Annotated in this window: 13 protein-coding genes and 2 pseudogenes; 8 read left to right on the top strand and 7 right to left on the bottom strand. The window is 62.9% G+C overall.

Going from position 1 to position 10,628, the window contains the following annotated elements:
• A pseudogene (locus EN993_RS37885) lies at positions 1-125 on the bottom strand (cobalamin-binding protein); the annotation flags it as partial.
• Between the two features lie 275 nt (positions 126-400).
• Here EN993_RS37885 and EN993_RS21560 point away from each other — a divergent pair.
• The 6 genes from EN993_RS21560 to EN993_RS21535 all read left to right on the top strand — a co-directional run bounded on the left by EN993_RS21560 (position 401) and on the right by EN993_RS21535 (position 6,992).
• Positions 401-1,975, top strand: coding sequence for a trimethylamine methyltransferase family protein (locus EN993_RS21560; protein ID WP_127264768.1), 1,575 nt, complete (start codon positions 401-403; stop codon positions 1,973-1,975).
• 89 nt (positions 1,976-2,064) lie between these two features.
• Positions 2,065-2,760 (top strand): hypothetical protein, encoded by a 696-nt coding sequence (locus tag EN993_RS21555; RefSeq protein ID WP_127264767.1) that lies wholly within the window; start codon positions 2,065-2,067, stop codon positions 2,758-2,760.
• A gap of 121 nt (positions 2,761-2,881) precedes the next feature.
• Positions 2,882-3,559: a FadR/GntR family transcriptional regulator gene (locus EN993_RS21550; protein WP_127264766.1), complete on the top strand. Its 678-nt coding sequence runs from the start codon at positions 2,882-2,884 to the stop codon at positions 3,557-3,559.
• A complete protein-coding gene (locus EN993_RS21545) occupies positions 3,556-4,860 on the top strand; it encodes an MFS transporter (protein ID WP_127264765.1) in 1,305 nt (434 codons plus the stop codon). Before EN993_RS21550 ends, EN993_RS21545 begins: the two co-directional genes overlap by 4 nt.
• A gap of 106 nt (positions 4,861-4,966) precedes the next feature.
• Positions 4,967-5,704 (top strand): dienelactone hydrolase family protein, encoded by a 738-nt coding sequence (locus EN993_RS21540; protein WP_109669404.1) that lies wholly within the window; start codon positions 4,967-4,969, stop codon positions 5,702-5,704.
• A gap of 109 nt (positions 5,705-5,813) precedes the next feature.
• Positions 5,814-6,992 carry an NAD(P)/FAD-dependent oxidoreductase gene (locus EN993_RS21535; RefSeq protein WP_127264764.1) on the top strand — a complete coding sequence of 393 codons (1,179 nt, stop codon included), beginning with the start codon at positions 5,814-5,816 and terminating at the stop codon, positions 6,990-6,992.
• A gap of 36 nt (positions 6,993-7,028) precedes the next feature.
• On the opposite strand, the gene EN993_RS21530 is transcribed toward EN993_RS21535, so the two are convergent.
• The 6 genes from EN993_RS21530 to EN993_RS21505 are packed head-to-tail and all read right to left on the bottom strand — an operon-like array spanning position 7,029 to position 9,374.
• Positions 7,029-7,436 (bottom strand): DUF1801 domain-containing protein, encoded by a 408-nt coding sequence (locus EN993_RS21530; protein ID WP_109669409.1) that lies wholly within the window; start codon positions 7,434-7,436, stop codon positions 7,029-7,031.
• A 42-nt stretch (positions 7,437-7,478) separates the two neighbouring features.
• Positions 7,479-7,871 (bottom strand): VOC family protein, encoded by a 393-nt coding sequence (locus EN993_RS21525; RefSeq protein WP_126069393.1) that lies wholly within the window; start codon positions 7,869-7,871, stop codon positions 7,479-7,481.
• A gap of 39 nt (positions 7,872-7,910) precedes the next feature.
• Positions 7,911-8,354 (bottom strand): DUF1801 domain-containing protein, encoded by a 444-nt coding sequence (locus tag EN993_RS21520; protein ID WP_126069392.1) that lies wholly within the window; start codon positions 8,352-8,354, stop codon positions 7,911-7,913.
• An 11-nt stretch (positions 8,355-8,365) separates the two neighbouring features.
• Positions 8,366-8,587: a hypothetical protein gene (locus EN993_RS21515; RefSeq protein ID WP_109669416.1), complete on the bottom strand. Its 222-nt coding sequence runs from the start codon at positions 8,585-8,587 to the stop codon at positions 8,366-8,368.
• 56 nt (positions 8,588-8,643) lie between these two features.
• Positions 8,644-9,054, bottom strand: a complete 411-nt coding sequence (locus EN993_RS21510; RefSeq protein WP_127264763.1) for an SRPBCC domain-containing protein — start codon at positions 9,052-9,054, stop codon at positions 8,644-8,646.
• On the bottom strand, positions 9,051-9,374 hold the full coding sequence (locus EN993_RS21505) for a metalloregulator ArsR/SmtB family transcription factor (RefSeq protein ID WP_126069390.1): 324 nt from the start codon (positions 9,372-9,374) through the stop codon (positions 9,051-9,053). Before EN993_RS21505 ends, EN993_RS21510 begins: the two co-directional genes overlap by 4 nt.
• Before the next feature lie 156 nt (positions 9,375-9,530).
• Here EN993_RS21505 and EN993_RS21500 point away from each other — a divergent pair, with 156 nt between their 5' ends.
• Both EN993_RS21500 and EN993_RS37880 read left to right on the top strand, forming a co-directional pair.
• Positions 9,531-10,091, top strand: a complete 561-nt coding sequence (locus EN993_RS21500) for an RNA polymerase sigma factor (RefSeq protein WP_127264762.1) — start codon at positions 9,531-9,533, stop codon at positions 10,089-10,091.
• A 2-nt stretch (positions 10,092-10,093) separates the two neighbouring features.
• A pseudogene (locus tag EN993_RS37880) lies at positions 10,094-10,628 on the top strand (VWA domain-containing protein); the annotation flags it as partial.

Raw genomic sequence — 10,628 nt, 5'->3', positions numbered from 1 at the left:
CGCTCGAGCAGGATGTTGGTGCCTTCCTCGATCTCTTCCTTCAGCCCGTCATAGAGATCGTCGTGCATCTGCTGCACCAACTCGTCGTCGGAAAGTTCGGAAAGGATGATCTCGTCGTCGGACATTTGTATCGAGCTCCTGCCGGCATCGCGACCATGTCGCAAAGCACAAAATATTCGCGTTCATACCTAACCCGCTGAGGGCATGTATCCATAGCTGATTTGCGACTTCCCGCAAAAGGAAAGCGACCGTAACTCTCTTGGAATTCTTGTCGATTTTGCGACAGGCGTTGGCGCTGGCGGGCCGTTTCGAATAGGGTGCATGGCTACGATCTGGCAAGAAGCGGCGAGAGGCAGCCGCTATGGATTCCAGACAAGAACAAATTCAGGGAAGAACCACCATGAGCGAACACGCGGCAGTCGATCAGGAAGCGTCAAACGCGCGACGTGGGCGCGGCGCCAGCGGCGGGGCTGCTGCCCGGCGGGCAGCACGTTCGGGCGGCGGTCCGGGCACGCAGCTCACCTACATCAAGCGCAAGATCAACGTTTATGAGGTGCTGGACGAGGAAGGCCTGGCGCTGATCGAGAAGAACACCGACACGGTGCTTGAGGAGATCGGCATCATCTTCCGCGATGACGCGGAAGCGCTGCAGCTGTGGAAAGAGGCCGGCGCCGACGTCAAGGGCGAGCGCGTGCACTTTCCGAAGGGTCTGTGCCGTTCGCTGCTCAAGACCGCGCCGTCCGTCTACACCCAGCACGCCCGCAATTCCGAGCGCTCGGTGCAGATCGGCGGCAACGCCACCGTTTTCGCGCCGGTCTACGGTCCGCCCTTCGTGCGTGACCTCGATGGCGTCAGGCGTTACGCGACGATCGAGGATTTCCAGAATTTCGTGAAGCTTGCCTATATGGCGCCGTCGATCCACCATTCGGGCGGCACGGTGTGCGAGCCGGTCGATGTGCCGGTCAACAAGCGCCACCTCGACATGATCTACAGCCACATCAAATATTCCGACAAGCCGTTCATGGGTTCGGTGACCGCGCCGGAGCGCGCCGAAGACACCGTCGCCATGGCCAAGATCGTGTTCGGCGACGATTTCGTCGAAAACAACACGGTGCTGACCAGCCTGATCAACGCCAACTCGCCGATGGTGTTCGACGAGACCATGCTCGGCGCGCTGAAAGTCTATGCGCGCCACAACCAGGCCTGCATCGTCACGCCGTTCATCCTTGCCGGCGCGATGAGCCCGGTGACGGTGGCCGGCACGCTGACGCAGGTTCTGGCCGAAGTGCTGGCCGGCGCCTCGTTCACGCAGCTGATCCGGCCGGGCGCGCCGGTGCTGTTCGGCACCTTCGCCTCGTCGATCTCGATGCAGTCGGGCGCACCGACCTTCGGCACGCCGGAGCCGTCGCTGGTTTCCTATGGCGCCGCACAGCTGGCGCGCCGCCTCGGCCTGCCGTTCCGCACCGGCGGTTCGCTCTGCGCGTCCAAGGTCCCGGATGCGCAGGCGGCCTATGAAAGCGCCAACACGCTGAACTCGACCATTCTGGCCGGCACCAATTTCGTGCTGCATTCGGCCGGCTGGCTCGAGGGCGGGCTGGCCTCCTGCTACGAAAAGTTCATGATGGACATCGACCAGCTCGGCATGACGCAGAAATTCTCCGAAGGCGTCGATCTGTCGGAAAACGGCCAGGCGATGGATGCCATCCGCCAGGTCGGCCCAGGCAGCCACTATCTCGGCTGCGACCACACCCAGGCTAATTTCCAGACCGCCTTCTACCGCTCCAACATCGCCGACAACAATTCCTACGAGCAGTGGCTGGCCGAAGGCGAGAAGACAGCACCCCAGCGCGCAAACGATCTCGCTCGCCGCTGGCTGGAAAGCTACGAGGCGCCGCATCTCGATCCGAGCATCGACGAAGCCTTGAAGGACTTCATCGCCAAGAAGAAGGGGTCGATGCCCGACGCCTTCACTTGAAAGGAGCCCGAATCAGGCGGGGCTAAAGTCGCCAACATCATCCACAAGGAAGTCTGGCGGAGCGCGTTCTCCGATCCGGTCAAGAAGGAATGATTGTGCCTGCCGGCAGCATTGACGGCATTGCTGCGGCGCTCCTTGCCAACGGCCTTATCCTTCGTGGCGGCTTCAATTTTGCGCCAGGCGATGCGCCGCCAGCGGGATCATCGGGTGCGCCGGCAGCGGCCGTCCTACTGGTGGGGCAGGCGGGCGCGGCACCCTGGCCGCATTTCCTGCGCTGGCGGGAAAAGCAACCACGGACCATCGCCGATCCGCTCGACAGTTGGTCGCGCGAAGTGATCGGCGCGGTGGCGGAGACGTTCGGAGCGCGGGCCGTTTCGCCTTCCGACAGGCCATATCTGCCGTTCCAGCAATGGGCGATGCGGGCGGAGGGGTTGAGGCCGTCACCGCTCGGTATCCTCATGCATCCGCGATACGGGTTCTGGCATGCCTATCGCGGTGCGCTGCTGTTCGACGACGAGCTTTCGGTTCAAGCCGCTGAGGCAGCGCCCCATCTTTGCGATAGCTGTGTCGAGAAACCCTGCCTGAAATCGTGCCCGGTCGACGCCTATTCCGGGCAAGGATTCGCCCATCAATCCTGTCTGGCGCAGGTGCGGGGAGCGAATGGCGAACCGTGCCGCAGCAGCGGCTGCCTCGACCGCAATGCCTGTCCCTATGGCACGGCCTATCGCTATCCGCCGGAGGTCCAGGCGTTTCACATGGCAAGCTTTGCGGCGGTGGCCGGCTGATCGAAACCTGCCTTACGGGTTTTGCATCGGTGCGTGACTGTGGGTTCCAAAAGAGCGCCTTGACGATCGACAGAAGCGAGCCTATTCATCAAGTCATCAGATGACTTGATGAATAGGCTCGATGCAACCCGCCACCAGAACCAATCTTACCGACAGCGCCGCCGAAAGCCTGCGTGCCGAGATCGTCAGCGGCCGCTGGGGCGTCGGCGAGCGTATTCCCAATGAGGCAGCCCTGACCGACCTTTTGTCGGTCAGCCGTGGCACGGTGCGTGAAGCGGTGCGGGTGCTGGTCTCGCAAGGGTTGCTCGATACGCGCCAGGGTTCGGGCACTTATGTGCGCTCTGCCGTCGATACCTCTGCCGCGCTCGACCGGGTCAAGCGCAGCGGCCTACGCGATCAGTGGGAGGCACGGGCAGCGCTGGACCTGGAGGCGGCACGGCTCGCCGCCTTGCGCCACACGCCAGCCGATCTCGAAGGGATGCGCCAACTGCTTGCCGAGCGCGGCACCGTCGCGGACGGCGGAAGCGATGCCTTCATCCGCCGCGACCTTGCTTTCCACAAGTCCGTCGTTGCCGCGTCCGGCAACAGGGCGATGATGGAGCTCTACGACTTCTTCACCGCCGCCATCACCGAGACCATCCACGCCACGCTCGACGGCAATCTGCCCGAACCGGACCAGCAGGCGCATGCGGCAATCGTCGAGGCCATTGCCGCTAGCGATCCCGAGCGCGCGGTTGCCGCCGTCCGCGCCTTCATGGCGCCGGTGCTTACCCAACTTGAAAGACTGCTTTCGCAATGAACCAGAGTTTTCGTCAGCCTGACCCGAAGCCGCAATCCGAGGCCATCAAGGGGCTGGAGCTCATCGATGCGGAAGTCGACAGCCTGCCCGCACCGCAGCCGCCTGAACTGCGCAGCCGTGCAGCACGTATTGTGCTTGGCGCGAGCCTTGTGCTGATCGCCTTCTGCCTGCGGCCGCTGTTTTCCAGCCTGTCGGTGCTGTTGCCGGAAGTGATGCAGGCAACCGGTCTTTCAACGACCGGCGCCAGCCTGCTGACGACGCTGCCCGTTTTGTGCCTGGGTCTGTTTGCGCCCTTCGCGCCAAAACTTGCCCAACGCTATGGGGCTGAACGCACGCTGCTCGGCGCGCTCACCTTGCTGGTGCTGGGCACCGGGCTGCGCTGGTTCGAATCGGTTCCCTTGCTGTTTGTCGCCACCTTCCTTGCCGGCGGTGCCATAGCCATCGGCAACGTCCTGCTGCCGGGCCTGGTGAAGCGTGATTTTGCCGACAGGGCCGCCGTCATGACCGGGCTCTACACCATGGCGCTCTGCGCCGGTTCGGCCGCCGCCGCGGGTTTCACACTGCCGATCGAGCATTTGGTCACGGGTTCATGGTCGGGAGCGCTCGCTGCCTGGGCGGTGCCGACGCTGGTCGTGCTGTTGATATGGATTCCGCAGGCGCTCGGCAGCCGACAGCAGGTCAGCCATCAAGGGTTTCGCGTCGTCGGGCTTTGGCGCGATCGCTTGGCGTGGCAGGTGACGCTGTTCATGGGGCTGCAGTCAGCGCTTGCCTATTGCATCTTCGGCTGGCTGGCGCCGATCCTGCGCGAGCGCGGTTTCGACGCGGCCACCGCCGGCGCCATGGTTTCGGTATCGGTGATGGCGCAGGTCATCACGTGCCTTGCCGTGCCGTCCTTTGCGATGCGGCTGAAAGACCAGCGCGGCATCAATGTGGCGCTCGTTGCCACAGCGGTGATTGCGCTGCTCGGCATTCTTTTCGCTCCGACCTCGACCGTGCTGTTCTGGGCGGTCCTGCAAGGCATCGGGCAGGGCGGCCTGATCGCGGCTGCCATGAGCCTGATCGTGCTGCGTTCGCCGGATTCGCATGTGGCGGCGCATCTTTCGGGCATGGCGCAAGGTGTGGGCTATGTTCTGGCGGCCTTCGGCCCGCTGCTGGTGGGGTTGATCCGTGGCTGGACCGGCAGTTTTTCGGCGTCGGCCCTCCTGTTTGTAGCGCTCGGGCTTGGCGCCGCCATCATGGGGTTCGGCGCCGGCCACGCGCTGCATGTGGGCGCACGGACCGTGCGCGCCGACGACCGATAACGCGTCACGCAATCCTGCACGAAATGTTGACTGCCGCGTTCAGGGAACGCCTTGCCGTATCGGCTTGGCCGGATATGTATCGCGCATCAATCGAACGGAGCGGGCGATGACGAAGCAGGACCTTCAGATCAAGACCAGGGATGGCGTTGCCAAAGCAGGGCTTTTCCGCTCGGCAAACGCATCTCCGGCCAAGGCTGGCGTCATTCTTTATCAGGATGCTTTCGGTCCGCGGCCGGCGCTCAGCAGCATGGCTGAGCGGCTGGCGAATGAAGGTTATGCGGTGCTGGTGCCCGACCTGTTCTACCGCAATGCGCCTTACGGGCCGTTCGACGCCAAGACCGCCTTCGTCGAGGAAAAGACCAAGGCGGCGCTGATGGCGCTGGTCACAGGCACCTCGCAGGATATGACTATCAGCGACAGCGGTGCATTCCTCGATGCACTTGCTGCCGAGGGCGTCACCGGACCGGTCGGCACCGTTGGTTACTGCATGGGTGGCGGCCGGGCACTGAATGCCGCCGCAACCTATCCCGACAGGATAGAGGCGGCCGCGAGCTTCCATGGCGGCAATCTGGCCAGCGACGCCGCCGACAGCCCGCATCGCAAGGCGGCCTCCATCAAGGCGCGTGTCTATGTCGGCACATCCGGCGTCGACAGAAGTTTCCCGCCGGAACAGTCCGCGCGACTGGCCGAGGCGCTGCGGGTTGCGGAAGTCGACCATGTCATCGAGAACTATGCCGGTATGGCGCATGGCTGGTGCGTACCCGATCATAGCGTTTTCAATGCCGCGGGTGCGGAACGCCACTGGAAGCGATTGACGACGCTGTTCGCCGAGACCCTGATCTAAGCCTTTCCGCGGCTGTTCTTGCCTGTTGGCTGCTCGTCCCGTTCGCGCTATCAGGCAGCACTAATGGCGCGGCCCCGGATTAGCGGGTCGAGCGGGAACGAATAGCCTGATGCAATCCTATGATGTCGTGATCATCGGCGCGGGTGCCGCCGGAATGATGTGCGCCGTGGAAGCGGCCAAGCGCGGCCGTTCGGTGCTGATCCTCGATCATGCGGCAATGCCCGGCGAAAAAATCCGCATCTCCGGCGGCGGCCGGTGCAATTTCACCAACATCCATGCCAGCCCGAAGAACTTTCTCTCGGACAATCCCCATTTCTGCATCTCGGCGCTCAGCCGCTATACGCAGCGCGATTTCATTGCGCTCGTCGAACGCCACCGCATCGCCTATCACGAAAAGACACTGGGGCAGCTGTTCTGCGATGGCTCCGCACGCCAGATCATCGACATGCTGATCTCGGAAATGCAGGACAGGGGCGTGGAGCTGGCACTGTCGACCAGGGTTGAGGATGTCCGCAAGACCGAGGAGGGGTTTGTGCTCATCCTCTCCACGGGCACGGTCACTTGCCAGTCCGTTGTCGTGGCCTGCGGCGGCAAGTCGATCCCCAAGATGGGGGCGACCGGCTTCGGCTATGAGCTTGCCGAACGGTTCGGCCTTGCCGTTGTCGAAACGCGGCCGGCGCTGGTGCCACTGACCTTCGATGCAAACACGCTCGAGCGCCTGGCGCCCCTGGCCGGCAACGCCGTGGACGCGGAAGTCGCCTGCGGCAAGACGCGGTTTTCCGAAGCGATGCTGTTCACGCATCGCGGTGTCAGCGGACCGTCCATCCTGCAGATCTCTTCCTATTGGCGCGAGGGGGATGAAATCCGCATTGCCATGCTGCCGGGAGTTGATGTGGCGGAAATCATTCGTATCGCCAAGCGCGGAAATGGACGGCAAGCGGTGCAGACCGTGCTGGCAAATCATCTCCCGAAGCGGCTGGCGCAGTCGATAGCCGAGCGAACCGGGATCGACGGCAACCTTGCCGATCTTTCCGATGCCCAGATCAAAACCGTCGCCGCTGCGGTCAATGACTGGCGCATCAAGCCTGCCGGTTCAGAGGGCTACCGCACCGCCGAAGTGACACTGGGCGGGGTCGACACCAACGGATTGGAGCAGAAAACGATGCAGGCGAAATCCGTGCCGGGCCTGTTCTTCATAGGCGAAGCCGTCGATGTCACGGGTTGGCTGGGTGGCTATAATTTCCAGTGGGCGTGGTCGTCGGGCTGGGTGGCGGGGCAGGCGGCTTAGGGTCGAAAGCGCCGATCCACGACCAGCTTCATAGTCTTACTTCTGCGCCTTCGCCCGAGTAACCGCCGGCGCTTTCTTCTTCTTTTTGGCCTGGTTGTAGTCGATCGCGGCACGGACGAGGTCTTTCAGGGCACGCTCATCGAGCTTATCGCCCTCAAGGATATCGATTGCCCGCCACACCTTGCCGCCAAAACCGTTGTTGAACAGCTTGTCGGGGTCCGGCAGGCTCGCGCCGTGGGAAAAGGTGAGCTTCACCTTGTCCTTGTGGGCGTTGCCGACCACGATGTTCCCGTCGAGGCACCATACCGGGCTGCCCATCCACTTCCACTCCTCGACGATGTCCGGGTCGGCTGCAAGGATGGTCTTGCGGATGCCAGCGAGCATCTCGGCGCGCCAGTCCGTGAGGCCGGCGATCAGCTGGTCGATCTGTTCGGATGGGTTCATTGGGTGCCTTCCTATGCCTCGACGCGTTTCAACCGCCGCCCGTTACCAGCGCGCCAGCTGGGTGATCTGAACGAGGTTGCCGCAGCTGTCGTTCAGCTGGGCGATGGTCGAACCGGTCACCTCGGTCGGCGGCTTGATAAACGCGCCACCCTTCGCCTTGATGCGCTCATAGTCGCCCTTGACGTCGTCGGTGAAGAACATGACCGCGGGCTGACCCTGCTTGAAGATGGCTTCCTGATAGGCTTTGGCGGCCGGGTTGTCGTTGAGCGCGAGCTGCAGCTCCGTTCCATCAGGCTCTTCAGCTGAGGCCACGGTCAGCCAGCGATAGGGCCCGTTGCTGAAATCGGCCTTCTTGGTGAAGCCCAGCACGTCGGTGTAGAAGCGCAGCGCGTTTTCCTGGTTGTCCACATACACGCTGGTTAGCTTGATCTTCATCGCACTTTCTCCTCTGTCGTATTCTTGCCTCTGTGACCGCTACGGAATCCAGCCGGGCAGGGCAGCGGCCTGCTTGATCCAGTCCGCCATTTGCGCCTCGTCGAACGCATCGTCTTCGCGGATGTCGATCCAGCGAACGTCCTTGCTTTTCGCCGTGCCGCCGGGTGGAATCGGCTGCAACGACATGCCTCTGAAGAAGGTTACCTTCACGTAGTGGGTGAAGACATGAAACGACACGAACCAGCCTTGACCCTCGATGCCGTAGAATGGCGAGTTCCATCGCACGGCCTTGCGAACGTCAGGCACGTTGCGCACGGTGAGCGCGTCGAGACGCTCGCCGAGACCACGCTTCCGGCCCGGCATTGCAGCGATGTAGGCCTGCACCAGGGCGTCGCCGTCGCCCTTGGCGATTTGCGGGTTGCCGCCCGAAAGCAGGACCGGCGCAGCCTTGGCCGTGGTCGATTGTCCCTGCGCCTTGGCCATTCTGCCCACTCCTATCCGCCGGCACGCTGCGCGCCGCGCCCCTTGGCGGCATAGGGCAGCACGAACATGTAAAGGCCGCTGAACAGCAGCAGGAAGAGCGGCAAGAGCGGCGAGTAGACCACCCAGGCGGGAGGCTGCCCAAATGCCATGGTGGCGAAGTTGGCGATGACGGTCAGCGTAAAGATGATCGACAGCCAGCGATGAATTTGCCGGATCCACTTGTTCCAGTCCAATGGCACCTCCCGTCAAAAAGAGCCGAAGCGGACCAGCAATCCGCTTGCCGGCGGTTTCAATCCAGCCGCGCCAGGACGTCCTCCAGGGCAGTAAGGAACCTTTGCCAGCCGACCGTGGCGCCGCGGAAATATGGCTGTTGATCCGGCCGGAAGCCCGTCTGCTCCATGCGCAGATGGGTTCCCGTGCTCGTAGCGGTGAGCGTCCAGGTGACGACGCTCTCGAGATCCTTGGTGTCCCAGGTGTAGGACAGTATCTTGTTGGGCTCGACCGTCTGGACCTGGCAGTCGACGCCGCCCCAGTCCGCGCTGAGATTGAAACGGTGGTCCACGACTGGCTTGAAGTTGTTCTTCATCAGCCACTCCTCGATCAGATGCGGTTGGGTGAGGGCACGCCAGATCTTCTCCGGCGGATAGGGGATTTCACGTTCGACGATGACGGAGCGCGTTTCGGTCGCAGTGTTGATCATTGGTCCATTCTTTTGAGCAAATTCTCGAGGTCGTCGAACCGGCTTTGCCAGAACGCGTTCATCTGGTTCGTCCAGTCGGTCAGGGGAGAAAGCGCTGCGAGCTGGGCGCTATAATGGGTCTGCCGTCCCTCATGGCGGTCGCGCACCAGTCCGGCCTGCCGGAGCACGCCGAGATGCTTCGACACCGCTGGCTGCGAGACACCCGACTGAGCTGTCAAAGCGCCAACCGTCTGCTCGCCTTGCCGGCACAGGCGCTCGAAGATCGCGCGACGCGTCGGATCGGAGAGCGTTCTGAACAGGACATCGTGAGCGTTGGTCATTTGGGATCGATAACCCGGTGGCTATTGATTGACGTATAACCGCCGAGATATGTATGTGTCAAGCGGGAGCGTGGGTGGTCACGATCCGGCCGTTTTCAAAAAAATCTTCCCATTGTCCCAAGGATTAGCCATTAGCCTTCGTCCAACAGGCAAATGATGGCGATGATGCTGGATGAAAGCGAAGCCTCCGACGCCGAACTGATCGGACGGGCGAAGGGCGGAGACAGGGGGGCCTTCAGCACATTGCTGGAGCGTCACTACGACTTCGTCTATCGCGCCGCCTATCGCTGGTGCGGCCGGAAGGCCGATGCCGAAGACATCGCCCAGGAAGTCTGTGTGCGGTTAGGCAAGGCGATCCGCGACTATCGCGGCGGCGGCGCTTTCACAACATGGCTCTATTCCGTGACGATGAATGCGGCGCGCGATATGATGCGCAAGACCGCGCGCGAGACCGTCAAGACCGAGGCTTATGGCGTTCATGCGCTGATCTCGGGCGAGGCGTCAGCCGAACCGGAAGACCCGGCCGAGGCGCTGTGGGCGGCGGTTCGGCAATTGCCCGACAAGCAGCGCGACGCGGTGCTGCTGGTCTACGGCGAGGGCCTGAGCCACGCGGCCGCCGCCGAGGCGATGGCGATCTCGGAGACGACGGTTTCCTGGCACATCCATGAAGCGAAGAAACGGCTGAAGACGCTGATGCGCTCGGCCGGGGAAGTGTGACCATGGTCGACGACAACGAACTCAAGAGATTGCGCGATGCCGCAGTGCCGGCGCCCGCCCGGGACGCCAAGGCGCGTGCTTTCGAAGTCGCCCTGCGCGCCTACGATCAGGAAAATATTTCTGCTGTCACCCAAGGATCGCTTAGCGGGCTTCGTCTCACAGAGCGAGCACAAAAGCTCTGGAGCGAGATCATGCAAAAGAAACTCATTGCCACGCCGGCCCTTGCCGGGCTCGTCGCCCTGCCGATCGCCGGATACGCCACCTTCCATCTGCTGAGGGAACAGCCGCCCAAATTCGGCGGCGACGAGAAGATCAGCGAGACGCTGGCCGACAAGCCGGCGACCCTGAAGCCGGCTGAGCCGAAGCAAGCTCCGACCGGGTTGGAGAAGGACAAGAAGGCCGACGCGGATGTGGAAAGCCGCGACGCCATCGATGCGCTTGTGGCGCCGGCCTCGCGGCCGAAATCCGAATCGACCATTGCTGGCGGTACGGCACAGCAGGAATCGGCGACGGGCGCTCCCCGCCAGGATGCTGCCG

The organism is Mesorhizobium sp. M7D.F.Ca.US.004.01.2.1, from assembly GCF_003997785.1.
In the GTDB taxonomy this organism is placed as follows: Bacteria; Pseudomonadota; Alphaproteobacteria; order Rhizobiales; family Rhizobiaceae; genus Mesorhizobium; species Mesorhizobium loti.
This window is presented reverse-complemented; position numbering and strand designations above follow the sequence as displayed.

Bases quoted from the DNA above. Each gene is read 5' to 3' on its own strand.
- EN993_RS21560 (WP_127264768.1), top strand. From the start codon at position 401: ATGAGCGAACACGCGGCAGTCGATCAGGAAGCGTCAAACGCGCGACGT.
- EN993_RS21555 (WP_127264767.1), top strand. From the start codon at position 2,065: ATGATTGTGCCTGCCGGCAGCATTGACGGCATTGCTGCGGCGCTCCTT.
- EN993_RS21550 (WP_127264766.1), top strand. From the start codon at position 2,882: ATGCAACCCGCCACCAGAACCAATCTTACCGACAGCGCCGCCGAAAGC.
- EN993_RS21545 (WP_127264765.1), top strand. From the start codon at position 3,556: ATGAACCAGAGTTTTCGTCAGCCTGACCCGAAGCCGCAATCCGAGGCC.
- EN993_RS21540 (WP_109669404.1), top strand. From the start codon at position 4,967: ATGACGAAGCAGGACCTTCAGATCAAGACCAGGGATGGCGTTGCCAAA.
- EN993_RS21535 (WP_127264764.1), top strand. From the start codon at position 5,814: ATGCAATCCTATGATGTCGTGATCATCGGCGCGGGTGCCGCCGGAATG.
- EN993_RS21530 (WP_109669409.1), bottom strand. From the start codon at position 7,436: ATGAACCCATCCGAACAGATCGACCAGCTGATCGCCGGCCTCACGGAC.
- EN993_RS21525 (WP_126069393.1), bottom strand. From the start codon at position 7,871: ATGAAGATCAAGCTAACCAGCGTGTATGTGGACAACCAGGAAAACGCG.
- EN993_RS21520 (WP_126069392.1), bottom strand. From the start codon at position 8,354: ATGGCCAAGGCGCAGGGACAATCGACCACGGCCAAGGCTGCGCCGGTC.
- EN993_RS21510 (WP_127264763.1), bottom strand. From the start codon at position 9,054: ATGATCAACACTGCGACCGAAACGCGCTCCGTCATCGTCGAACGTGAA.
- EN993_RS21505 (WP_126069390.1), bottom strand. From the start codon at position 9,374: ATGACCAACGCTCACGATGTCCTGTTCAGAACGCTCTCCGATCCGACG.
- EN993_RS21500 (WP_127264762.1), top strand. From the start codon at position 9,531: ATGGCGATGATGCTGGATGAAAGCGAAGCCTCCGACGCCGAACTGATC.